This is a genomic window from Rhodoflexus caldus (assembly GCF_021206925.1).
GTDB classification, from domain to species: domain Bacteria; phylum Bacteroidota; class Bacteroidia; order Cytophagales; family Thermoflexibacteraceae; genus Rhodoflexus; species Rhodoflexus caldus.
This window is the reverse complement of sequence record NZ_JAJPRF010000004.1, coordinates 109,413-133,848: the sequence shown is the minus strand read 5'-3', so window position 1 is coordinate 133,848 and position 24,436 is coordinate 109,413. Positions and strand designations below refer to the sequence as shown.

At 47.9% G+C, this 24,436-nt stretch carries 17 protein-coding genes; 5 read left to right on the top strand and 12 right to left on the bottom strand.

The features are described 5' to 3' along the window. Window positions 1-224 precede the first annotated feature (224 nt). From NDK19_RS06910 to NDK19_RS06855, 12 genes are read right to left on the bottom strand one after another with little or no spacing between them, the layout of a single operon-like run. Entirely contained in the window at window positions 225-1,370 is a 1,146-nt protein-coding gene (locus NDK19_RS06910) for a glycosyltransferase family 4 protein (protein ID WP_250631130.1), read from the bottom strand. Further along, a complete protein-coding gene (locus NDK19_RS06905) occupies window positions 1,367-2,149 on the bottom strand; it encodes a class I SAM-dependent DNA methyltransferase (protein WP_250631129.1) in 783 nt (260 codons plus the stop codon). The genes NDK19_RS06910 and NDK19_RS06905 overlap by 4 nt, the downstream gene beginning before the upstream one ends. Continuing rightward, window positions 2,146-3,255, bottom strand: coding sequence for a DegT/DnrJ/EryC1/StrS family aminotransferase (locus NDK19_RS06900; RefSeq protein ID WP_250631128.1), 1,110 nt, complete (start codon window positions 3,253-3,255; stop codon window positions 2,146-2,148). Before NDK19_RS06900 ends, NDK19_RS06905 begins: the two co-directional genes overlap by 4 nt. Next, entirely contained in the window at window positions 3,252-3,683 is a 432-nt protein-coding gene (locus NDK19_RS06895; protein WP_250631127.1) for a hypothetical protein, read from the bottom strand. The genes NDK19_RS06900 and NDK19_RS06895 overlap by 4 nt, the downstream gene beginning before the upstream one ends. After that, window positions 3,655-4,989 (bottom strand): hypothetical protein, encoded by a 1,335-nt coding sequence (locus tag NDK19_RS06890; RefSeq protein WP_250631126.1) that lies wholly within the window; start codon window positions 4,987-4,989, stop codon window positions 3,655-3,657. Before NDK19_RS06890 ends, NDK19_RS06895 begins: the two co-directional genes overlap by 29 nt. Further along, entirely contained in the window at window positions 4,986-6,503 is a 1,518-nt protein-coding gene (locus NDK19_RS06885; protein ID WP_250631125.1) for a glycosyltransferase family 39 protein, read from the bottom strand. The genes NDK19_RS06890 and NDK19_RS06885 overlap by 4 nt, the downstream gene beginning before the upstream one ends. Continuing rightward, window positions 6,500-7,426 (bottom strand): hypothetical protein, encoded by a 927-nt coding sequence (locus NDK19_RS06880; RefSeq protein WP_250631124.1) that lies wholly within the window; start codon window positions 7,424-7,426, stop codon window positions 6,500-6,502. The genes NDK19_RS06885 and NDK19_RS06880 overlap by 4 nt, the downstream gene beginning before the upstream one ends. Before the next feature lie 34 nt (window positions 7,427-7,460). Continuing rightward, window positions 7,461-8,291, bottom strand: coding sequence for a methyltransferase, TIGR04325 family (locus NDK19_RS06875; RefSeq protein ID WP_250631123.1), 831 nt, complete (start codon window positions 8,289-8,291; stop codon window positions 7,461-7,463). After that, entirely contained in the window at window positions 8,288-9,235 is a 948-nt protein-coding gene (locus tag NDK19_RS06870; RefSeq protein WP_250631122.1) for a glycosyltransferase family protein, read from the bottom strand. Before NDK19_RS06870 ends, NDK19_RS06875 begins: the two co-directional genes overlap by 4 nt. Then, window positions 9,214-10,359, bottom strand: coding sequence for a glycosyltransferase family 2 protein (locus NDK19_RS06865; RefSeq protein WP_250631121.1), 1,146 nt, complete (start codon window positions 10,357-10,359; stop codon window positions 9,214-9,216). Before NDK19_RS06865 ends, NDK19_RS06870 begins: the two co-directional genes overlap by 22 nt. An 11-nt stretch (window positions 10,360-10,370) precedes the next feature. Continuing rightward, a complete protein-coding gene (asnB, locus tag NDK19_RS06860) occupies window positions 10,371-12,242 on the bottom strand; it encodes an asparagine synthase (glutamine-hydrolyzing) (RefSeq protein WP_262910286.1) in 1,872 nt (623 codons plus the stop codon). A gap of 19 nt (window positions 12,243-12,261) precedes the next feature. Next, window positions 12,262-13,161 (bottom strand): 1-aminocyclopropane-1-carboxylate deaminase/D-cysteine desulfhydrase, encoded by a 900-nt coding sequence (locus NDK19_RS06855; RefSeq protein WP_250631119.1) that lies wholly within the window; start codon window positions 13,159-13,161, stop codon window positions 12,262-12,264. Between the two features lie 92 nt (window positions 13,162-13,253). On the opposite strand from NDK19_RS06855, the gene NDK19_RS06850 reads away from it, so the two are divergent. The 5 genes from NDK19_RS06850 to NDK19_RS06830 all read left to right on the top strand — a co-directional run bounded on the left by NDK19_RS06850 (window position 13,254) and on the right by NDK19_RS06830 (window position 24,320). Continuing rightward, a complete protein-coding gene (locus tag NDK19_RS06850; protein ID WP_250631118.1) occupies window positions 13,254-13,649 on the top strand; it encodes a hypothetical protein in 396 nt (131 codons plus the stop codon). Window positions 13,650-13,858: 209 nt separating this feature from the next. Further along, on the top strand, window positions 13,859-14,950 hold the full coding sequence (locus NDK19_RS06845) for an efflux RND transporter periplasmic adaptor subunit (RefSeq protein WP_250631117.1): 1,092 nt from the start codon (window positions 13,859-13,861) through the stop codon (window positions 14,948-14,950). Between the two features lie 22 nt (window positions 14,951-14,972). Further along, window positions 14,973-18,221, top strand: coding sequence for an efflux RND transporter permease subunit (locus NDK19_RS06840; RefSeq protein WP_250631116.1), 3,249 nt, complete (start codon window positions 14,973-14,975; stop codon window positions 18,219-18,221). Then, entirely contained in the window at window positions 18,199-19,635 is a 1,437-nt protein-coding gene (locus tag NDK19_RS06835) for a TolC family protein (protein WP_250631115.1), read from the top strand. The genes NDK19_RS06840 and NDK19_RS06835 overlap by 23 nt, the downstream gene beginning before the upstream one ends. Window positions 19,636-19,859: 224 nt before the next feature. Continuing rightward, window positions 19,860-24,320, top strand: coding sequence for a T9SS type B sorting domain-containing protein (locus NDK19_RS06830; RefSeq protein ID WP_250631114.1), 4,461 nt, complete (start codon window positions 19,860-19,862; stop codon window positions 24,318-24,320). Window positions 24,321-24,436 lie beyond the last annotated feature (116 nt).

The window sequence follows — 24,436 nt, the reverse complement described above, 5'->3', positions numbered from 1 at the left end:
CGGCTTTGAAAACTAAGCAAGTGTGAATTTTGTACACAAATCTGACAGATATCCAAGACCTATCAGGTTTAAATACTTGTTTTTCAGTGGTTTATATAAAACATTTTTCGCAAACATCTTGTGCTTTTGTATAAATTTCACGGGGATTTTGGCAGATTCACGGATGACTGCTGATGGAGATGTTTTAGAACAAAAAAATCCGCGTTTGCTGTGCCAAGTTGTCATTACCAGCACCGCCGCAAGAGTGCAAAACGTTGCAATAATTCCCTGAATCGGTTCATAAAATTGGCTTGGGAACGTGCCGCGGCGATTTTTTTGCCTTTGGCAATCATTTCGCGGCGTAGCGGCTCATTGCCGTGCAGTTGCAAAACGGCTGCCGCCATTTCTTCCGCCGATATGGGGCTGAACAGCAGCGCGGCATCTTCCATTTGCTCGTGCGCACCCGCAACGGCAGATGCCAGCACGGGGCAGCCCAGCGCAAAAGCCTCTAATGGCGGCAGGTTCTCGGGACCGAAATGCGTCGGGTAAATCAGTGCAACAGCGTGTTGATATAGCGCAACCAACTCATTTTCAGCCACAAAACCGGGGAAATGAACAAATTCGGCAAGCCCCAAGTCGGCAGCGGTTTGCCGAACATATGCCTTGTTGCCTTTGTCCGAACCGGTCAGTATCAGGTGCAACTTTTTGCCCTGAGCGTGAACCCGCGCCAATGCGTGCAAGAGCGTAATGTGGTTTTTGTGCGCCCAAAACTGTGCGGGGTAAAACAAATAATCGCCCTTGGGCAGCCATTGCGGGCGCGGTTGCGGCTTTTCGGCATATTGCAGGGCAAACTGCGGGGTCAGGTGCGGAATCAGGAAAATGCGCTCGGGATGCACGCCGTAGAACAGCGAAATCTCATCTGCCCCCGCCTGATTGCCGATGATGACAAAAGAAGCCTTCGGCAAATATTGTCGGTAGTAGCCTTCGCGCTTGTCCCACTCGCCGTTGGCGCTCACTTCGGGAAAAAACGGCTGTCGGCGGTGCTGCAAATCCCAAACAATGTTGATGTACGGCACATCTACGCGGAAATTTTCCCAAGGCGAAAGGTAAAAAATCACGTCGGGGCGGCTTGCCAGCACAACATCCTGCAAAGGATGCCGCTTGCGCAAACCCGCTTTGAACAATGCCCGTTGCCAAAGCGGCGTATCAATGTTGCAAAGGCTGAAATTTGCGCTTTCACCGATTTTCAACTGATGCCGATGCGCGTAAAGTATAAATTGATGCTCGCCTTCGGCAGCAAGCAGGCGAATGCCTTCCAGCATTTCGCGCTCAATGGTAAAGCCGCCGCCCTCTTCGGCGCGCAAACTGCCCGAATATAACCCTACTCTCATGGTTTTTGTGCAATGGTGAGTACGTGCCATGTGTCGGCATCAATGGCGGTGCTGTGGCTGTACCCCCGCAGCGATTCGCGCACTTCAAAGCCCGCTTCTTCCAAAAAGGCACACATTTCCTGCACCAAAAAAAAGCGGTTGCGGTGCGTTTCGGTGTAGCTGTGCGCCCTGCCGTTGTTGAAAATCTGATGCACCGTAAAACGGATGTCGGCAATTTGAGTACGGTAGTCCAACTGCGTTTCCGAAAAGCGAACTACCTCACCGTCAGGCACTTGCCAGCGTCGGATGCGGGCTTCTTCGTAGTGCCGCGCCATGGTTGCACCGTGCCAGTACTCTGTGATGAAAATGCCACCCGATTTGAGCCTGTCGTAAATGCCGTGCAGCGTTTTGCGAATGGCGGCGTTGGTCAGCACGTAGCCCAGCGAATCAAAGAGGCAGAGTGCCGCATCAAAGTTGCTGCCCGTTTGCGGCGGCAGTTCGGACATATCCGCCTGCATGAACGCCAGCAAACCTGCGGGCAGCCTGCCGCTGCGTTCCCATTCCTGCTGTTTGGCGCGTGCCTGCAAAATCATGTCTGCCGAAAGGTCGGTGGCGGTTATCCGATAGCCCAAAGCCGCCAGCCGCAAGGCGTGATTGCCCGTTCCGCAGGCAAGTTCCAAGACGTTTTTTACGCCATAGGCTGCCAATTTTTCATGCAAAAAATCAACTTCCTGCTGATACGGTTTTTGCTGGTAGAAAAGGTCGTACAGTTCGGCAAAAACAGACTGATAGGCACTCATGGGCGAATATTTCGGATAACTTGTGCAATACGGGCGATGGTTTCTTCGCTCAACGAATGGCTTGACGGCAGATAAAGCCCTGTTTCCCAGAGTTTTTCGGCTACGGGGCAAGCCTCTTGGCGGAAACCTTCCGTTGCTTGCAGGCAAGGCTGTAAATTCATCGGGCAGAAAAAGGTGCGCGTTTCTATGCCGTTTTGGTATAATTTTTCGGCAAATGTATCGCGATTCATGCCGAATTCTTTTTCATCAATCAGAATGCCGTACATCCAATAGACGTGCTTTGCCCAAGGCTCGCAATGCGGCAAAGTCAGCCCCGGAATATCGGCTAAGTATTGGTTGTACCATGCCGCCATTTGGATTTTTTGGCTGATGATGCGGTCTAATTTGCGGGTTTGCGCCAGCCCCATGGCGGCTTGCATGCCCGTCATGCGGAAGTTATAGCCCGCTACTTCGTGCCTGAATCGCGGCTTGGTAAAGGCAAGGTTGCGCAAGAGGCGCAGTTGGTCGGCTAAGCGGTCGTCGTTGGTGAGAACCATGCCGCCTTCGCCCGTTGTGATGATTTTATTGGCATAAAAGCTGAAACAGTTCATATGCCCGAAACTGCCTGCCTTTTTGCCGCGAACTTCCGCGCCGTGTGCCTCTGCCGCGTCCTCAATCACAATTAAGTTATGGCGATTGGCAATTTCCATGAGCCTGTCCATATCCACGGGATGCCCGTAGAGGTGCACGGGAATAACGGCTTTGGTGCGCGGCGTGATTTTGGATTCCAGCAAATCCAAGTCTAAATTCCACGTAAGTGCCTCACTGTCAACGGGAACGGGAATTGCGCCGTTGTAAATAACCGCCAAAGCGGTGGCAATGTTGGTACTTGCGCTGAGCAGCACTTCATCGCCTTTGCCGATGCCTGCCGCGCGGACAGCCAGTTGCAGCGCGGTAGTGCCGCTGCTGACCGCCACGCCGTGCTTCATGCCGCAATAGTCGGCGAAAGCCCGCTCAAAATCAGGAATATATCGCCCGAAAGAGCCTGAAATTTCGCCGCGAGCGAGCGCATCGGCTACGGCGGCTTTTTCTTCGTCGGCTATTTCGGGTTCAAAAACGGGAATCATGTGTTTTTCTTTTGAAAATTTACAAAAACTTTGTCGTTTTCATCGCCAAGGAACGGACCTTGCTTCACGCTGATGCACTGCATATCTTCCACCACGCGGATGGCATGAACGCCGTGGATGAGTACGATGCCGTCGCCTTGCCGCAAAGTTACTTCGCGCAGCAGTTCGCCCTCATCGCTGTACAGTTCCACCACAACTACGCCGCGCTGTACGACGAACATCTGTTGCAAATCGTGGATTTCGCGTTTAAAGGGCTTGTGATAGTGCGGCGGCTCAACAAATCCTGCTTTGTGCGCCAGCAAACCGAACTGAAACGACGACTCGGGTGGCGAAAAGAAGGTCGTTTTCTCTACGCGAATATCCGCCCAAATGATTTCGGCATACTTAGTGCCGTTGTATTCAATGATTTCTACTTGGTTGTGGGACATATGAAGATTTTAAGGAAGAAACAATACTGAAATATACGATTGTTAAGAGTAAACACATTAATGATTCTGCGAAATTTACATCCCCTAATAAACCTTCCAATGCTAAAATGTTTTTAACCAAAGGATAAAACAAAATTATCAAACCTGTTATAGCATAAATAAAAAGCAAAATAAACGATTGTCTTTCTGAACAATACTTACAAGCAATAAGAATAGAAGGAATAAAAGCCATATTCATCCTATCAACGCCACTTGTAATCAGTATCATAACCGTAAAAATCCAGAGCAGATTAGCGCACAATAAATCCACAATTTTATCCTTAAAAGCATTATAAGAAGAAAATATCGTAAGCATGGCAACGGAAAGAATTTGAATAATGCGCCAATTCTCAGGAAAAAGTATATAAAATACTCTCCAAATAGATGAGTGCATAGGATAAATGGCTGCGGAACCATGTTCAAAACGCTGCGTCATCGGGTATAACACTTCGGGAACGAAAGGTAAAAATGAAAGAGCAACTATTAAAAAAGATATTATTCCAAATATGAATAACATTCTAAAAAATGAATGTAAATCAGATTTAACTTCCCAAAATTTTTGAATTGCCAAAGGAATGAAAAAAGCAGCAACTGCTTTGTATGCGATTCCTAATCCCATAAACAGTGCACTTACATAAAGAAATATAGTTTTTGAATTAGAGGATATGCTTAGTAGGAATGCCAATATCAGAAGAGTTTCGGTACCTTTATCGCCCGGATTGACAATGCTCCAACTGATAAGAAAAGGTGAACAAATTCCTAAAATCAAATTGGCAAAGAATTTAGTTTCATCATTGGATTTCCAATTTCTAATAATAAATAAGCATATCAATCCACATAGAATGGAATCAAAGAAAGCAAAATAATATCTGAATCCTTCGGGATAGTAAAATAGTTTGTAGGCTAATGCTAAATTAAATTGCGTTAGAGGTAAATGACTTGCCGCACAATAGTTCCATATATCTTGACTTTGTGCTGTATATTCTTGATATGCATAATCATCTTTTCTTAGTTGATTTCTTATTTCTTTTGAATCATTATAGTCATACGGATTGATACCCATGGCGGTTAATTGCCCGCCATCCATATACATCAACAAGTCTATGTTAGTGTTAAGCTCTGGCGTAAACCATATCAACCACCATCTTAATAAAAGACTTAACAGTACAGTAATAATAAATACTACTTTTACCGACTGTTTTCTTATCAGCCTAAATAATAAAGTTATCAATATTAATGCTATTAGCAGTTCTAAATAGGCACTCATTTTCGTAACAAAAATATTTTAAGTTGTAGTCTTTTATTTCGTAAAAATTCTCGTTCATGATAGCTTAATCCCTCATAAGAATATACGTAATGAGATTGAAAATGCGGACTTGCAAAAATCAAGCTATCAGAGTTAACTTCCTCATATCTACTTAAAGATACAGGATGGAAATATGCAAAATTGATAAATAAGAGATTCTTATACTTATCGGCTAATAGCTGTACATCAGGGCGATAGGCTACATTATCAATTTCAAAAGAAAAATTGCGATTATTACTTTTTTCTGTAATAAGAGAAGTGTCCTCCCATTTATTTATACCATATGATAATAGGATATCTCTTGGATAGTATATCTTTTTAAAAGTAACACTTTTAACAATAAAGTCAATAACGATAAAAGTAATAATCAAAAATGAAACTAATAGGAATTTTTCTTTATTTACCTTGTTAGTTAAAGACATAATAACAGGGTAAACCGATAAAATTAATAGCGGCATAAACATATGAAGTATTCTGCCATAAAAAACCATCTTTTGCAAAAAATAACATTGCAAAGCATATGCTATTAAAAATAGAAATCCTAATTTAATAACTGTATCAGTGTAATCTGAGGTAAAACAATTTCTCTTATAGCTAAAAAGTAGAAATATATTTATCACTAATGCAATACCTGTAATACTTTCTACCTGCCAAAGGTACAGGAAAGGATAAATTAAACCCTCTTCAAAACTCCCCTGTGTAATAGTACCTGATAAAGTTTTCAAAGAAGATATATAAGAATAGCCTCCAATATTCGTAATTGCTTCCCAAAATGCTAATACTAACAAAGCACCAATACCGGCTTTAAGAAAGTTTTTAAGATTATTTATTAAAGATGATTTTATAAGAATTGCACTCATTAATATTCCCACAAACAGAAAGTAACCCGGATATATAGAAAAACCCAATCCTATAAAAACGCCTGTAAACCAATAACTTGGATTGTTTTTTTGGGTGATATGATATAAGGCAATCAAAAAAAATAACAATGCATTATCATATGGCAATAAATGTCTGATATAAAACCCGTGATTTAGTAATGCACAATAAATTATTACACAAATTAAAGATGTTATTTTATTATATTGGATACCTTTACCATAATTATGACAAATCTTATATACAAGAACCGTATTTAAAAAGACTACAATATAATTATGAAATTGTGGTATAAAGTTAGAATAGCTAACAGGTTCACCGGTCAATTTGTACCATAAAATCTGAATAATAGCAAACGGAAGTCTGATAAATAATTCACCCGGGCGACCGTTAGTATCTACTAATACCTTACTAAACTTTTGATAATTAACTTGCTTGATGGCTTCTATTAAACTAAATACTAAATCGTAGCGCCATTCATCCGTAATAGCATAAGCACCAACTCCAAGATAAGTGAGCTTTAATGCAAATAAAATAATAACAAAGGCTATGAGTATATATTCTAATCTTTTAACCATCATAACATTTGTCATCATAAATCAAAAATTTGGTTACTTTTTACCTCTACCACCTCACAGCCTCTAATTGCCGCCAGTCGTGTCTCGCCGCTTAGAAACGTCAAGTTACCCGCCGCATCACGCGACTCGCGGAAACGGGACCCAACAAAACCTTCTCGGGCAGTCAATGGCGGCAACGGGTTGCGGTCTTTGCGGATAAAATAAGCATTATTTCCTGCACTGTTGCAACCTACAAAATCGTAGCCTTTTTGCTCGGCTAAATGGCAGAATGCAGGCAGCGACGCGCCCCAGTACAAGCCCGAATAATGCGCCTGATGACGGTGAAAATCAGGGCGATAGGGTATGGATATAGCTCTTTCTGCACCAAAAACGCTGTTGTATTCCGCAATGACTATCACGGGGTTTACTGCCTCAATTGCCTGCCAAACCCAATAGTCGTTGCCGTCTATATCTATGCTAAGCAGTCCGATTTCGCCCGCAAAGCCATTTTTGACAAAAATGTCGTTAATATTTTCACGGGTGATGAATGCACCTACGGCGGTTAAATCGTAGCGCCAGCAGAGGTCGCTGCGGCGGACGGCAGCCATCAGGTTTGCATCGCCGTCTATAATCAGCCCGCGCCAATTGTTGTGCATAAGCAAAAATCGCGTATTGGCTTCCTTGTAGCTTTCTACGCCAAATTCTATGAAAATTTCGGGCAGCGGTTTGAGTTTTTCAACCAAATATTGGATGATGCCGTCATCGCCGAATTGAGAAAACACCTGAAATTCAACCTCTTGCAAGGTTTTGATATGGTTGTTTTTGATTTGCTCGCGCAACTGACGCGCTGCCATGCTGCCCAGCAGAAAGCGATTGGCAAGGGTTGCTTGCTCTACGTTATCCAACCGCGTTAGTAATTCGGTTTGCAGTTTATGTACTATTTTTTTGATGAGACTCTTCATGTTTTAATTTTTTACCGCAAAAGGCGCTGAGGTTTTACTGCAAAATACGTTGAGGGGCGTTTTTTCTGAAACAAAACCAGCAAAAGTTATGAAACCGGCGCGGCAGTCCTTCCACCCGTGCAGCAATATTATCTATGGATTTACCCTCTGCAAGCAATTGATAATCAGGCGTAAATTGTGCCAAAAACTGCTCTCGGCTGAAAATCCAGCTCGGGAACGTTCCCTCAAAGTTTTCTTCCGATTGCACGCATTGTAAAGTAATCAGATGTTCCGCCCCTTCGTGGAAGGGGGTGCGATGCACAAAGAAATACTGCGGTTGTAGTGCCTGTAATTGTCGGATAAATTCATGATAAATTTCTATGTAGTATAACACCCCCGAAGCCAACACAAAGAGAGCTTCTTTGTCGGGAATATCGGCAGCCTGATAATAAAATTGCAGCACTTTATCACCGTGAAACAGTTCTTGCCCCAGTGCGACATAGTGCGGCTGTTCTACTACATACCACTGAACGTCAAGCCCTTGCAACAGCGCCCGATGCTGAAACCAAGTGCTGCCGAGCGAACCGCCAAAGTCCAGCACGCGCAACTTGCTGTTGTTTTCTAGGGCAGCTTTCAGCAAAAAACTAAGCAGCGGATAGTCGTAGAAGGGTTCGTAAAACAGCTTGCCGTCGCGTTCAAACAGTGCCTTTCCCTCTTTGACCGCCAGCGCCGATTGCTTGATGCGCTCTAAAATAGCCGCATCGTCATATCCGCGCGCATGTTGCATGGCAGATGCCCAATCGGGAAAGTTGCCTTTCCAATGAATCGGGTAGGTTTGCTCAAAAAAGAAAGTTTCGCGGACTTTATGAATGATGCGCCGTATCATTTGCCTGTGTTAGCGTTCAAAGATAGCATTTTTTTGATGCGCCCGATGTATTTTTTCCAGAGTGGCGGCATGTAGTTTTGTGCGGCTAAGTATGCTACAACGGCAGCCCGCGCATCTTGATTGGCTGCAAGCGGCTGAGGCAATACCTGTACGGGATGCGCGGCTAATCGTACCCGATAAAATTCTTCACTTCCTGCGTGTGTTCCGCTTTCGTCGTTGCCAATATTTTCAACCAGCGGTTTGCCCGGATAAAGAGCCAACTTATTTTCTAAAAATAGAGACGCATACCAGCGAATTGCCCACGAATCGTTTTTGCCTTTGACTTGGTCGACAAGCATTTGGTAGTAAGGATAGGTGCTTTCGTAATTAAATGCGCCAATGAGCTTTCTTTGAGCAATTTCCTGCATTAAATATTTGCCGTCGGGATTAAAAAGCTGCCAAGCGCGTTGCCAAGTAGCCCAGCCCCAACAGCCTGGGTCGTTGAGGAAGAAGGTTTCGGGCAAGTTCGGGATGTCGTAGATGTAGGCAGTAACGGCGGTAACTTCGGGCGCATCGGCGTAACATTGCAGGGCATCGTTCATAAAGCGCAAGAAATAAGGCGATGTAACCATGTCATCTTCCAGCACAATTATGCGCCCGTGATGATTGACCACTTGCGTTACGCCTGCAATAATTGAAGCCGCAAGTCCTTGATTTTCAGATTTTTCATTAACGATTATTTCTCTGAATTGCCAATTTTGGCGAATCAAACGCCGAACGGCAGCAATATTTTCCCTGTCGGTGGGGGATGCATTGGGTTTTGCCCCGTCGGCAAATATGTAAAGCACACTTTCTTTTGCGCCTTCGTTTTGCTCAAGGGCTTCCAGTGTCCGTTGCAAATGCCAAGGACGTTTGTAACAAAATAAAGCTATGGGTGCGTAGTTCATTTCTTGATAAGTACGCATTGGATACTTCGCTCAAACACAGTTTCAAAGGCATAGTCTGCTATGCTTTCCTGATTGTCAGCAATAAAGTAGAACAAAAAGTCGCGTGCGTTAATAAACGTAACTAACTCAGTTTCAAAGGTAAAGTATTCCGTTACGCGATAGGAAACCGACAGGCGTTCCAACAAACGATTGACTAAGCGAAACAGCCCTGCCAGTTTAGCATTGGGTGAGGCTTGAATGGGCTCAAAAGTTTGCCGCACTATCAGCGTTGCGCCTGAGGGCAGCGCATAGAAGGTTTTGGCAAAATCAATGTATGACTGCAAGGTAGGGTACTCAAATGTGAAAGCGATCGCCCCATTGGCAAGTGCCGCATCCGGTTGTTCAAAAACTACCAGCGCAGGGCGTTGCAGTTCTTGCGGGGGGTGATTCAAATACGGGACTTTGACTTCGGTTTTTCGCTTTTCGTACTTTTCCATGGCTTTGAGCCAAAGCGCAGGCATTAATTCTTCGGTAGAGGCAGGCGGATGCCATTGGTGAAAAGTCGGCGCTTCTTCTATGGAAAGCACCTTGCGGGTCAGTCCGATTTTTCGCAGGCGTTTTTTCAAATCCATATCTTCCACGCCCCAAACTTTGAAATATTCGTCAAAGCCGCCGATTTCGTACATGGCATGGCGCGGAACAGCAATCAGGCCGCCGCTTTCGCTGATGGAATTGACCGGATAAGGATAAGACTTGTCAAAGTCCAACCGCTCATAATCGGAAACTTCGGGCGGCAGATAGTAGCACTGGTATTGCACGAAGGATTGTTCATTTATTTTTTGCAACATGGCAGCGGCAAAATGCGGCGGATAAATCAAATCTATATCAACTATCACTAGATATTGACCGGAGGCGGCCGTAATACCTATATTAACGGCATGTGCCCGCGACCAAAACTGCCTGCGCGAATTGTAGTAAATGTAGTTAACACCCAAATTGCGACAGATGGTTTCAATGGCTTTTTGTTCGGCTTCATCGCTGCCGTAGTCTGCCAAAACAATCTCAAAATCACTGTCGGTTTTTTGGTTTTGAAGGGATTGTAAGCATCTGATTACACGCTCGGTTTCACGGTTGCGATATGGTATGATGAATGATAAAAACATGCTGTACAACCTTACTTGCCAATCTGCGGATAAGCCCGCTTTAAAAATGCTCTTTCCCAAAGATAGGGCATAAGGGCTGTCCATGCCTGCTCGCCATCCAAAAATTTTGCTTTGGGATTGTTAATTACGCCCAAAATCTGCTGCCGCACTGTTGCAGGCGCTATTACCGAAGAAGTGTTAAAATCGGTACTATGGACGATATCTAATAACGACTCGCGCCATACGCCTTGCATCCAGTCTATTATAGGCGTATTGAATCCGATTTTACTTTTTCGCGTCCGCACTTCTTCGGGCATACGGCCTAACATCGCATCACGGATAATTGCTTTTGCGTAACCATTGCGTACTTTGCTTTGCCAAGGCAATGAAAAACTGTAAGTTACCAACCGATAATCCATAAAAGGCATTCTGATTTCTACACCACTGGCCATTGAGTAGCGGTCATAGTTGCGCAACAGCGTTGGCAGAATGGTCTGATGAAATATTTTGTACAATGCTGCATTAAACTTGCCAAACTTGCCTTCATGGGGTTTTTCTTCGCTGAAAAGTTCTTGCAAACTTCGGCGCGGAGAATGTCTTATTTGGGACAAAACAAAACGCAGCCCGCTCCAAAAAGTCTGTTCTTCTTTGTCTATTTGCTCCGACTCCAAATTGCTGAACCCGTTGATTGTGCGGATGATGTCCAGAAAATTGCTGATGCTGCAACCGCAGTCCATCAAGGCCAAGATAATATGGCCGTAGCCGCTCATCATCTCATCTGCCCCGTGCCCGTCTATGCTGACGGTAATGCCATGCCGTCGGATGGCTTTGTAGGTTTCCATCATTGGCAAGGGACTTGTCAAATACAGTTCTTCGAACAAATATAAATACTCGTTCATGTCGCTGATTTGTCGGCCGGCATCGATGTTCAGGTAAGTAATCGGAATGGCCAAATACTCGGCAACTTTCTGCGCATAGTAGCGCTCGTCTAAGAAAGTTCCCGGAAATGTGGCAACAAAGGCGTGCTGCCAGTCTGTCGCCATGCGCTGCCTTTTGTGGCTGTAATGCTCGGCAAGCCAAAAAAGCGTACCTGCCACGGCGCTGGAGTCCAAGCCGCCGCTCAGGGCTGTACCAATCGGGACATCGGAGCGCATACAGATGCGGCAGGCATCCGTAAAAAGTTCGCGGAACTGTTCTACCTGTTCTTCATAGCGCTTCGGCACTTGCACCAAGTGCTGCATGGTATCCCAATAGCGAATAGGCCGAACGGTAGTTTCCGATGGTTTCAAGTACGCATAATGTCCTGCCGGAAAGCGTTTGATACCCGCAATGAGGCATTGGTCGGTGGCTTCATAGTCAAACAGATGCGTTTTCAGATAGTCAAAGTTGTCTGCTACACGCCGCTCGGGCAAAAAAGGCATTAAAGCCTTCATTTCGGATGCAAAAACGCAATAGCCACCCGTGAAAGCGTAGTACAGCGGTTTAATGCCGAAGCGGTCGCGGCTCAGAAAAAGCGTTCGTTTTTCCTTGTTCCAGATAGCAAATGCCCACATGCCGTTGAATTTCAACAGGCACTGCTCGCCCCACTCGTGAAAGGCTGCAATGATTACTTCAGTGTCTGTATCGGAAACGAAGGAATAGCCTTTGGCCTTGAGTTCATCTCTGATTTCCAGAAAATTATAAATTTCGCCGTTGTAGGTGATTACATATTGCCCGTATTCCATCGGCTGCCTGCCATTTTCGCTCAGGTCTAAAATAGCCAGCCGCCGATGTCCCAAGGTGATTTGATGTTCGTCCGATTGCCAAATGCCGAAACCGTCCGGCCCCCGATGTGCAATAAGTTGAAGTGCCTCCTGAAAAGGCGTGGTTGATATTGCAGGCATAATGCCTAAAATGCCACACATGCGTTGTTGTAGCGAGGCCTTAATACACCCCTCCTGTGTGCAAAATTAGCACCTTGCTGCCATCTGCAAAGTGTTTTTTTTGCAATAAATCTGCCACTGCATAAAACAACTTGCCCGTATAGACCGGCTCAATTGGGATTTGATAACGATTGGTAAAATCTCTGACAAATTGTTCAAGTTCGGGCGTTGTGCGGGCATAGCCGCCGAAGTGGTAGCTATCTATCACCTCCCAATTATTGGCATGGGGTTGATTGGCTGCTGTCAATAATTGCCGAACGGCTTGTGATAAGAAATTCCCTTTTAATACGCTGATTCCCAAAACTTTGGCGTTGGGGTTGCCAAGGGCAAGCCCTGCCGTTGTACAGCTTGTTCCGCAGGCGCAGAGCATATAATCAAAAGGTTCGGGGACGTACTGCCAAATTTCGGCGCAACCTCCGACTGCCAAGGCATTTGTGCCGCCTTCGGGCAGGATGTAGCAATCGTCAAAGTTTTCTTCGGGAAAATGTTCCTGCAACCAAGCGCGCATATCGGGCTGCCCGTGGATGGTGCGGTAGTCGCTGCGGTTGAGGTAGCGCAGTTCCATGCCCATATGCCGCATGAATTGCAAGGCAGGATTGAGCGGCTCGGTCAGCTCGCCGCGAACGTAGCCAATGGTGCGAAAGCCGAAATAATGCCCCGCCGCCGCCGTTGCCCGCAAATGATTGGAATAAGCCCCGCCGAAAGTAAGCAAGGTTGTTTTACCTTCGCGCCGTGCCTGTTGCAAATTGTATTTGAGTTTGAACCACTTATTTCCGTTGATATGCAGGTGCATGAGGTCTAAACGCAAAACAGCAACCGCATAACTGCCTGAAAATGAACTATCCAGATACTGCAATGGGGGCTGACGGATGCCATCGGGCAACATTAACAAATCATTCACAATCATTCGGGCAGGTTTTGCGTTATTAATGTAGCGAAAAATATAACTTCGCAGGCTGAATGTTTAACGCCTTGAAAGAAACTTCGCATCATATGTCTAACCGACTGTTTACTCATGCAAAACAACTAATTGTTTGGCTGTTTCTGTTCGGTTTTATTGCCCAGTTGAACGGTGAATTTGTTTCTGTCGCGTTGTCTTTCATTCACAAAAAGGCGATAGAACAAGTCAGTGACGACTTAAACATTGAGAGCGAAGCCAACAGTGACGACGTTCAGGATATTGTTTCGCTGAAAAAATCTAAGGGGACAAAGAAATTATTCCCGCTTGATTACCCATTGGATGTTTCCTACCTGATGGTTGTGCTCAACAGAAAAGGTAGAAGCAATTTCAATGATTCGGAATCATCGAGCGATATTTTCTTTCACCCTGCCTTCCTCAAAACACCTCGCTACATAGCCTTTCAATCACTCATTTTCTACGAGCGGTAGTTTTTTCCTCCCTTCTTCACGGCCAATAAGCCCTCTAAAAGGGTGCTTATTGCCATACTTACCGTACCGTTAGTGTCATAATATCGGCATTTTCAACGCCCGTGTGCCATGCGGTACATCCAATAACAGGCTGCACATAGGTTTTCCATGTGCGCGCCACTTAACAGCATCACTTTTCTAATCCCATTCCATATTTGAAAACTCAATCCATGAAAACTCACTATTTCTATACCTTATTGTTTGCAATAATCGGCTTATTTGCCTACACCGGTTGCGAGCATCATGAAGAACACCACGAAGTGGGTACATATCAGGCCACACAGCCGGTCAGGAAAGACACTACCACAGTTAAAGAATATGTCTGCCAAATTCGCTCACACCAACACATCGAACTGCGAGCTTTGGAACGCGGCTATTTGCAAGATATTTATGTAGATGAGGGTAAACAGGTAAAAAAAGGGCAACTCATGTTCCGCATCATGCCGCTGGTTTACCAAGCAGAAGTGCAAAAAGCCGAAGCCGAAGCCAAATTTGTAGAAGTTGAATACTTGAATACCAAACAATTAGCCGACCAAAACATTGTTTCGCAAAGCGAGCTTGCGCTTGCCAAAGCCAAACTTGACAAAGCAAAAGCCGAAGTAGCCTTAGCTAAAACCCACCTGAATTTTACCGAAATCCGCGCACCTTTTGATGGCATCATGGGGCGCTTCAATGTCCGTTTGGGCAGTTTGGTGGATGAGGGCGAATTGCTCACTACTCTTTCCGACAACAGCAAAGTATGGGTCTATTTCAACGTACCCGAAGCCGAATATTTAGACTTTTTCGGCAGCAATAAGAAAGAAAATCTGCCCAAAGTGCAATTGCAAATGGCTAATCACCAACTATTTGACCGTGAGGGTGTTATTGAAACCATTGAGGCAGACTTTAACAACGAAACCGGTAACATTGCTTTCCGTGCAACTTTTGAAAACCCGCAGGGCATTTTGCGACACGGCGAAACAGGGAACATCCTCATGCCCGTAGCTCTGAAAAATGTATTGCTCATTCCACAAAAAGCCACCTTTGAGGTCTTGGGCAAGAAATACGTATTCGTTATCGGGGATGATAATAAGGTGAATATGCAGGAAATCACGACCTCCAACGAAATGCCGCACCTATTTGCGGTTTCTACGGGTCTGAAAGACAACGACAAAATTCTGATAGAAGGTCTGCGAAAAGTCAAAAACGGCGATGCCGTTCAATACAAACTCGTTTCCATGCCCAATGTTATCGCGGAATTAAACAAACTGCACGCCGAGTAACCTCATCTTTCATTAGCAAGCCATGTTTTCAAAATTCATTCACAGACCTGTTCTAGCCATTTCCATATCTATTGCCATTGTTTTTTTGGGACTTTTGGCAATGAATCGGCTGCCTGTTTCGCAATTTCCCGAAATAGCCCCGCCCCGTGTGTCGGTTTTTATTGACTACCCGGGTGCAAGTGCCGACGTATTGGTTCAATCTACGCTTATCCCCTTGGAACGCGCCATCAACGGCGTGCAAGGGATGCAATACATCATCTCCGATGCCACCAGTGCGGGCGAAGCTACCATCCAAGTGGTTTTTGAGCCCGGCACCGACCCCAACGCCGCGGTGGTAAACGTTAAAACAAGGGTTGACCAAGTGATGAACAATCTGCCGCCGTTGGTGCAACGCGAAGGCGTTATCATTACCCCGATTCAGCCAAGTATGTTGATGTACGTAAACCTGTACAGCACCGATAAAAATGCGGATGAAAAGTTTCTGTTCAACTATGCTTACGTGAACATCCTGCCTGAACTGCAACGCATCAAGGGCATGGGGCGGGCGCAAATCTTGGGCAGCCGACAGTTTGCCATGCGCATTTGGCTCAAACCCGACCGCATGAGGGCTTACAATATTTCTACCGAAGAAGTAATGAAAGCCCTTGAAGAACAAAGCGTGATAGGTCGTCCGGGTAGGTTGGGGCAAAGCTCCGGCAAAACGCCGCAATCGCTGGAATACGTGTTGGTGTACAAAGGCAGGTTTAACAAACCCGAAGAGTACAAAGACATCATCATTCGCGCCAATCCCGACGGGGAAATCCTCAAACTCAAAGATGTAGCCGATGCCGAATTGGGCAGCGAATTTGTCAATATTTACTCTAACAAAGACGGCTACCCTTCGGCTTCCATTGTGCTGAAACAGAACATCGGCAGCAATGCGCAGGAAGTAATTGCACAGGTGAAAGAACGCTTGGAAGAGTTGAAGCGCGACTTCCCTCCCGGCATGAGCTACGAAATCAGCTACGACGTTTCCAAGTTTGTAAATGCCTCCATTGACAAGGTGTTGCATACGCTGGTAGAAGCCTTCGTGCTGGTGGCCTTGGTAGTGTTTGTATTTCTGGGCGACTGGCGCTCCACGCTGATTCCGATTATTGCCGTGCCCGTTTCGCTGGTCGGTGCGTTTGTGTTCATGCAGTTTTTGGGGCTGACCATCAACCTCATCACATTGTTTGCGCTGGTACTTGCCATCGGTATTGTGGTGGACGACGCAATTGTGGTGGTGGAAGCGGTGCACGAAAAAATGGAATCGGAACATCTCACGCCCTATCAGGCAGTTAAGAAGGTGTTGGGCGAAATCAGCGGTGCGGTTATCGCCATTACGCTGGTGATGGTGTCTGTATTCGTGCCGATTGCCTTCATGCCGGGTCCTGTGGGCGTATTCTACCGACAGTTTTCCATCACCATGGCAAGCTCTATCGTGCTTTCGGGTATTGTTGCCCTTACGCTTACGCCCGTACTTTCTGCCATGATACTCAAAAGCCATCACGGACAGCCCAAGCGACAAACGCCCGTGAGTTGGTTCTTAGCTTGGTTCAATCGGACGTTTGAAAAAGTTACGGGCAAATATACCGGACTGCTTACCCTGATTGTCAATCGGCGACTGATTACGTTCGGCATCCTGCTGGCTTTCGGCTTCGGTATTTATTCGGTTAATGAGGTGCTGCCCGCGGGCTTCATCCCCAACGAAGACCAAGGCATGATTTACGCCATCATACAAACGCCTCCCGGCTCTACGCTGGAACGCACCAACGAAGTTTCCAAACAACTCCAAAAAATTGCCGAAGAGGTGGAAGGCATCCAATCCGTTACTTCGCTGGCAGGCTACGAAGTTTTGACCGAAGGACGCGGCTCCAACGCAGGTACTTGCTTAATCAACCTGAAAGATTGGGACAAACGCAAAAATTCCGTCAGACAAATCATAGAAGAGTTGGAAGAGAAAACCAAAGATTTGGGCGCTGTCATAGAGTTTTTTGAGCCGCCCGCAGTACCCGGCTACGGCTCTTCCGACGGTTTTTCGCTGCGGATGATAGACAAAAACCCGACTGTTGATTATCAGGAATTTGACAAGGTCAATATTCAGTTCATGGAAGCGCTCAAAAAGCGAAAAGAACTTGAAGGCTTGTTTACCTTCTATGCAGCCAACTACCCGCAATTTGAACTCGTGATTGACAATCAGGCTGCCATGCAAAAAGGCGTTTCCATTGGCAAGGCTATGGAAAACTTGGACATCCTGATAGGCAGTACCTACGAACAGGGTTTTACGCGCTTCAACAACTTTTTTAAGGTGTACACGCAGGCAGCCCCCGAATACCGCCGTATGCCTTCGGACATACTCAACCTGTTTATCCGCAACGAAAGCGGCGAAATGGTACCTTATTCTTCGTTTATGCAACTTAAAAAGACGCAAGGGCCGAACGAAATTACCCGTTTCAACCTCTATACCTCGTCTTCCATTCGCGGCGTGCCTGCCCACGGCTATACTTCGGGTGATGCCATCCGCGCCATTCAGGAAGTAGCCAAGCAAACTTTGCCGCAAGGCTACGACATTGCTTGGGAAGGTCTTTCTTACGACGAAGCACGGCGCGGCAACGAGGCAGTGTACATTTTGGCAGTCGTACTTATTTTCGTTTATCTGGTACTTTCTGCCCAATACGAAAGTTTCATCATTCCGCTGGCGGTGTTGTTTTCGCTGCCTCCGGGTATCTTCGGGGCATTTTTGCTGCTCAAAATGATGGGGCTTGCCAACGATATCTACGCACAAATCGGTTTGATTATGCTCATTGGGTTGCTGGGTAAAAACGCGGTGCTCATTGTAGAGTTTGCCGTACAGCGTCATCACCAAGGTTTGAGCATCATGGATGCAGCCATTGAGGGGGCAAGAATGCGTTTCCGCCCCATCCTGATGACCTCCTTTGCCTTCATTGCGGGGCTTGTGCCTTTGGTGCGGGCAACGGGCGCGGGTGCTGTCGGCAACCATACTATTGGTGCTTCGGCGCTGGGCGGCATGTTGCTGGGTACGGTGTTCGGGGTTATCATTGTGCCGGGCTTGTACTATGCCTTCGGCAAGTTGGCAGAAGGCAAAAAACTCATTCGCGATGAGGAAGAAAATCCGCTCACAGAGGATTTTGTAGAAAACTATCCCAACGGCGAAGCCCCCATTTCCAACAAAAAATTAGCAACCCTGATTAAAAAACTGCTCAGAAAAGATGAAAGCCAAGATAAAAAATAGCATCCTGTCGGGTATCTTGGGCATATGGCTGCTGCAAGCCTGCGTGCCGATGCTGCCCACAAATCGCGCTTCAAAACCTACTTTACCCGATAAGTTCGGCAATCGGGCGGTTAGCGACACCTCCTCGCTGGCTGCCATCCAATGGAAAGCCTATTTCAACGACGACAAACTCGCCGCCCTGATTGAAGAAGCCTTGCAAAACAATCAGGAGTTGAACATTATCATGCAGGAAATAGAAATCAGCCACAACGAAATCAGGGCACGCAAAGGTGAATATCTGCCTTTTGTCGGGCTTGGTGCCGGTGCGGCGGTGGATAAAGTCGGCAGATACACGCGCATGGGCGCAGTGGAGGAAGGGCTGGAAATTATGCCCGAAAAGCACTTCCCCACACCCTTCTCCGATTTGATGATAAGCGCTGCTGCCTCGTGGGAGTTAGACGTTTGGAAAAAGCTGCGCAATGCCAAAAAATCGGCGGCACTCAAATATCTTGCTACCACAGAGGGTAAAAACTTTCTGATAACCAATCTGGTAGCCGAAATCGCATATTCCTACTACGAACTGCTGGCATTGGATAATCTGCTGGAAATCATTCGGCAAAACATTGAAATCCAAAACAATGCCTATCAAATTGTCAAGAAGGAAAAAGAAAGTGCCAAGGTCAGCCAATTAGCCGTCAATCGTTTTGAGGCGCAGTTGCTCAATACGCAAAATCTGCAATATGAGGTTCATCAGCGCATTACGGAAACCGAAAACCGCATCAATTTCCTGCTGGGGCGCACTCCTCAACCAATTGCGCGCAACTCGCAGAGTTTTTTCAATATCGCTTTGGACAGCAGCCAAACGGGCATCCCTTCTCAGTTGCTCGCCAATCGCGCCGACATTCGTCAGGCAGAATTAGATTTGCAGGCAGCGCGCTTAAATGTTGAAGTAGCCAAAGCTAACTTTTATCCGTCTTTCCGAATGACTGCCGGCGTAGGTTTTCAGGCATTCCGTCCTGCTTATTTGTTGAGCCCCGAGTCGGTGCTCTATTCGCTGGCGGGCGATGCCGTAGCTCCGCTCATCAACCGAAACGCCATCAAAGCGGCCTACTTCAATGCCAATGCACAGCAAATTCAGGCGCTTTATCGCTACGGACAAACCGTACTGAACGGCTATGTGGAGGTGTTGAATCAGTTAGCTAAGGCCGATAATTACAGCCGCAGCTATGAGGTGAAACAACGCGAGGTTGATATTCTCAACCAGTCGGTCGATATTTCCAACAGTTTGTACCGCGCTGCACGCGCCGACTACATGGAAGTACTGCTCACACAGCGCGAAGCACTCAACGTGAAATTGGAACTTGTAGAGGTAAAAACAAAGGTGCTGGAAAGCAAAGTAGGGCTTTATCGGGCTTTGGGCGGCGGCTGGAGGTAAGCATAAGCAAGCAATTCCAAGTCCTGCTACAAACTGCAAGGCCACAAGACGTTTATGCTCTTGTGGCCTTTTGTCAAAATGCACATGAACCTGAGGGGGCTATAAGACCTATCATGTTTGTGTATATTTGTAATGGAAGGTATGCCCGATAAAGTTTATCCGCTTCCCAAGGTGCGGACAGCGCTTCAGACGTATCTTTCCAATACGTAATTGCAAAGATGAAAATGGAACTACTCTCTCGGGCGGCAAAACGATTGCCGTTGTGCCTGTTTGCACTTTTCCTGTGGCACCAACTGCACGCACAAACAACAGTATTTGCGGAATTAAAAGGTAATCCGTTGAACACCAACGGCTGGCGGCTGGCAGGGCAGGCATATACAGGCGACACAGGTGGCGATGTGGACACCGACCGCGATGAGCTTATACTGACTGACCCGCTGAACTTCACCAGTGGTTCTGTTTTCTATCAAAGTGCGCTCAATTTAGCCACCTGCCAGCGTTGGACGGCAGAATTTGAGTTTCGGATGTGGGAAGGAACAGCCGCCGATGGCATTGCCTTCTGCTTCCTTGCCAATCCGCCGACGGGAGCAGTGGCAGGCGGCGGCATTGGCATACCGCCGCGCCCAAGGGGGCTGATGATAGTACTGGATACATGGCAGAATTGTTTGGGGGCAACACCCGTTCCCAATGTGCAAATTCGGTTTGAGCAAGGCCAACGCGACTACTCCGAATGTCCGCAGCCGCCGCAACCCACCTCTGCAACGCTGCCCTTGCGCTCCAATGAGTACCAACGCTGTCGCATCACCTATCAGAACGGGCTGGTGGTTGTGTCTATCAATGGCACGCCTGTGGTACGCGGGCAGTTCAATATCAATTTCCCCGGTTACTTTGGCTTCACTGCCGCCACGGGTGGCTCTACCGACCGCCATTCCATCAAGAACTTTACCATGCTGACCGACCCTGTGGTAGCCGCATCGGCTTTTGCAGGCAATGACCTGACGGCCTGCCACGGGCAAACCATACAACTTGGCACGCCTCCCGTGCCCGGTGAGCAGTACCGCTATTCATGGTTTCCGACCACCGGCCTGAGCAATCCCAACATCCCCAACCCGACACTGACCGTTACCAACAACAGCCCGCAGCTCTTACGCCTGAGTTATTTTGTTACCAAAGACACCTTGACCGGTAGTAATATTTGCGGCAGGGTAGATGAAATTATCGTCAATGTACCCGGCAGGGTTGCCAATGCAGGCCCCGATGCGCTGGCCTGTTCAGGTGTGCCTTTTCAGAATGCACCGCAGGCACTCTCCGGCTATCGCTACCAATGGACGGCATTAGATGGCGCACCGTTGTCATTTCTGAGCAATCCGCAGGTAGCAAGCCCAACCTTTACGCCTGTCAATAACGGAACAGAACCGCTTAAACTGCGCTATGTGCAAACTGCCACGCTGATTGCTCCGCCCGGTTGTTCCAATTCTGATACCGTTGAAATAACCGTAGCCCCTGCCATTGCGCGGGGCATCAAAACCTTCCGCCTGTGCAGCGGACAAACGCAGCAGATAGGCATTGCACCCGTGCAGGGATTTGCCTATACGTGGTCGCCTGCCGCAGGATTGAGCAGTTCCACCGTTGCCAATCCCACGTTTACGGGACTTGTCGTCAATGATGCCGATTCGGTGGTGCGTCGCTATGTCCTTACCGTACAGGCTGCTAACAATTGTTTGGTGCGCGATACAGTAGAAATCCGCGTGCTGCGCAATGTAATAGCCAATGCGGGGCCTGATTTGCAGATTTGCGGCGATACGACCGTGCGGTTGGGCATTGCCCCGCAAAGCAGCTTGCGCTACCAATGGTCGCCTGCCACAGGGCTTTCCGATGCCACTGTTGCCAACCCTTTGCTGCGGATTAATGCTACCGCACAGGAGCAGCAGTTGCGCTACATCCTGACTGTCAGCAACGCGCTTGGAAGCTGTACGCGCCGCGATACCGTACTGATTCGCGTGGCGCCGCGCATTGCGCATCCTGTCGGCAGGCGAACGGTGCGGGTTTGTGCAGGCGATGCCGTTTCCTTGGGTTTTGAAAGAATAACGGGGCTGCGCTACCGCTGGTCTCCTGCGGCGGGGCTATCTTCCGACACGGTTGCCAATCCGACCTTGCGGACGGCTGCCATCACTGCCGATTCGGTACAAACGCGCTACATCCTGACCATCAGCAATAACAACTGCCTGGTGCGCGATACAACAGACGTAATCGTTTATCGCCGTCCGCAAGCGCAGGCAGGTGCAGACGTGCAGGTATGCGCAGGGCAGCCCGTGCGATTGGGCAGCGCACCCGTGGCAGGACTGACCTACCTCTGGACACCCGCCACCGATTTGAGCAGTGCAACCGTCGCCAATCCTTTGGCAACAATTCAGCACAGTGGCAGCACGCCCTTGGTGCGCACCTACGTTTTGCGTGTGCGCAATGCACAAGGCTGCGAATCGCGCGATACGGTACAGATAACCGTGAGCCGACAACCTGTTGCACCCAATATCAACCGCACAGTGCACGTGTGCAGCGGCGATACCGTGCGCATCGGCTCCGCCCCGATGGAAGGCAGCCGTTACAGTTGGACACCAGCCGCCAATCTTTCAGCCGCCAACATTGCCAACCCGATTTTTCGTTTGACATTGAGCGATACTGTGGCGCGCACACTGACCTATATCCGCCGCGACAGCGCAGGCATTTGCAGCCGAAACGATACTTTTCTGATTACGATAACGCCGCGCCTGCCCAAATTGCAGATACAGGGCGCAACTACTGCCTGCTCGGGCGTGCAAAATATAGCCTATCGGATTGCTAATCCACGCGCAGGGCTTACTTATCGCTGGCAGGTAACGGGCGGTACGCTTGTTTCAGGGCAGGGCACAGCCGCTATTCAAGTCAATTGGGGTACAGTGAATCCGCAGGCAAGCGTAAGCGTACAATATGCCGATGCAGCCCTTTGCACCTTTGGCGGCGATACGCTCCGTGTAGCGGTCGGGCTGAACTTACAGCCGCCCCGACCCATCGGCGAAGCAGATACTTTGTGCGTAACAGCCGCAGGCAATGTCCGTTATCAGTTGCCCGTGAGCAGTCCAGGCGCTGTTTATCAGTGGTTTACGCAGGGCGGCGGCACTATCACAAGCGGTCAGGGAACGAATACCGTTGTCATCAATTGGCGCAATGTCGTATTCCCTGCCGGAAGTACTGCCGCTTTGCCCGTAAAAGTATGGGCAACGGAAACGCTGACAACCCCTGTTGCGCGTTGCTTCGGCACTTCCGATACACTGACCGTCTGGTTGAAACCCACTCCTTCGGCAACTGCCGTTACAGGCAGCAACGCAATTTGCGAAAGCAGTACAGCCACTTATCAAGTCAATGGCGCAGCCAATTCGCGCTACCGCTGGGAAGTACAAGGCGGAACAATTATTTCGGGCAACGGCACAAGCGCTGTTACCATCCGCTGGAACAGCCTCAACGGCAGTTTGCAACCTTTGCAAGGGCGTGTGCAGGCCATAGAAACCACTGCATTGGGCTGTGTTGGTGAGGCAATCAACTTGCCTGTTACCGTCCATCCGCTGCCGCGTCCGCGTTTGGTACAAAGCGACAGCCTGATTTGTGCCAATCACTTAGGGGGCTATCGCTATGAGGTGGTCGGGCTGAGCGGTTCACGTTTTAGCTGGCAAATCAGCGGCGGCACAATCACCGAAGCCTCCGCAGACAGCAGCCGCATTGTCGTTTTGTGGAATAACAGTACGTTGCCCAAACAACTTCGTGTGAGCGAACGCAGCGCCGTGGGTTGTCTCTCCGCCGCACTGCTCAATTTGCCTGTCTATTTTGATGCAACTGCCATCAGAATATGGGCAGTAAGCGTCGTACCTACCGACGACACACAGGTGCAGGTGCGTTTTCGCATCAGCGGTGCGCCCGATTTACCGCAGGCTTTTCAGATAGAAAGACGCATGGGCAGTGCCGATTTTGTACCGATAGGGACAGTGCGCCCTACGGACACGCTATTTACCGACCGCAACCTCAATACTGATGCCAACCGCTATGAATATCGCATTGTGCGAAGTTCGCAAACAGGCACTTGCAGCACCGATACAGGCAATCCGCACACAATCATACAACTGCGCGCCGAAGCACGGGAAAATACAATTTTGCTGACTTGGACAGCCTATCAGGGGTGGCCGCAAGTGGCGCGTTACGAAGTTTGGCGCAAATTAGATGATGCAACAGCTTTTACCCGCATTGGAACGGCTAACGCATTGAATTTCAAAGGTATTAATGTGTTGGATGGTTTCCGCCATTGCTTCCGCATCCGCGCCATAGAGGCAGGCACAGGCAGAGAGAGTTGGAGCAATGACGTTTGTCTGGATTTTGAACACGCCATCAATATTCCGAATGTGATTACACCTAACAACGACGGGCGTAACGACCGCTTCGTGATTCCGCAACTGCCACTGTATCGTTCGCACAGGCTGGAACTGTTCAACCGTTGGGGCGGGCTACTGTTCAGCACCGACAACTACCAACAGAACTGGGACGGCGAAGGGCTGCCTGCCGGAACTTACTACTACCGCTTGCAAGCCAATCGCCCGCTGCCCGACGGCAGTTTACAACCTTTTGAGTTCAAAGGCTGGCTGCAACTTGTCAGGGAGTAATTGAATGATGTCCTCTTTTTGGCATTTCTGGATGAATAACGCAGTGCTATGTTGGCTTTCATCCTGAGTAATTGGTCAAAAAAACCGTTCTCTTATCTGCCGTAAAAACTTGCGTG

Coding starts and splice junctions, on each gene's coding strand:
- NDK19_RS06830 (WP_250631114.1), top strand. CDS start 19,860: ATGGAACTACTCTCTCGGGCGGCAAAACGATTGCCGTTGTGCCTGTTT.
- NDK19_RS06900 (WP_250631128.1), bottom strand. CDS start 3,255: ATGATTCCCGTTTTTGAACCCGAAATAGCCGACGAAGAAAAAGCCGCC.
- NDK19_RS06850 (WP_250631118.1), top strand. CDS start 13,254: ATGTCTAACCGACTGTTTACTCATGCAAAACAACTAATTGTTTGGCTG.
- NDK19_RS06875 (WP_250631123.1), bottom strand. CDS start 8,291: ATGATACGGCGCATCATTCATAAAGTCCGCGAAACTTTCTTTTTTGAG.
- NDK19_RS06885 (WP_250631125.1), bottom strand. CDS start 6,503: ATGATGACAAATGTTATGATGGTTAAAAGATTAGAATATATACTCATA.
- NDK19_RS06845 (WP_250631117.1), top strand. CDS start 13,859: ATGAAAACTCACTATTTCTATACCTTATTGTTTGCAATAATCGGCTTA.
- NDK19_RS06910 (WP_250631130.1), bottom strand. CDS start 1,370: ATGAGAGTAGGGTTATATTCGGGCAGTTTGCGCGCCGAAGAGGGCGGC.
- NDK19_RS06865 (WP_250631121.1), bottom strand. CDS start 10,359: ATGTTTTTATCATTCATCATACCATATCGCAACCGTGAAACCGAGCGT.
- asnB (WP_262910286.1), bottom strand. CDS start 12,242: ATGTGTGGCATTTTAGGCATTATGCCTGCAATATCAACCACGCCTTTT.
- NDK19_RS06905 (WP_250631129.1), bottom strand. CDS start 2,149: ATGAGTGCCTATCAGTCTGTTTTTGCCGAACTGTACGACCTTTTCTAC.
- NDK19_RS06840 (WP_250631116.1), top strand. CDS start 14,973: ATGTTTTCAAAATTCATTCACAGACCTGTTCTAGCCATTTCCATATCT.
- NDK19_RS06895 (WP_250631127.1), bottom strand. CDS start 3,683: ATGTCCCACAACCAAGTAGAAATCATTGAATACAACGGCACTAAGTAT.
- NDK19_RS06890 (WP_250631126.1), bottom strand. CDS start 4,989: ATGAGTGCCTATTTAGAACTGCTAATAGCATTAATATTGATAACTTTA.
- NDK19_RS06880 (WP_250631124.1), bottom strand. CDS start 7,426: ATGAAGAGTCTCATCAAAAAAATAGTACATAAACTGCAAACCGAATTA.
- NDK19_RS06835 (WP_250631115.1), top strand. CDS start 18,199: ATGAAAGCCAAGATAAAAAATAGCATCCTGTCGGGTATCTTGGGCATA.
- NDK19_RS06870 (WP_250631122.1), bottom strand. CDS start 9,235: ATGCGTACTTATCAAGAAATGAACTACGCACCCATAGCTTTATTTTGT.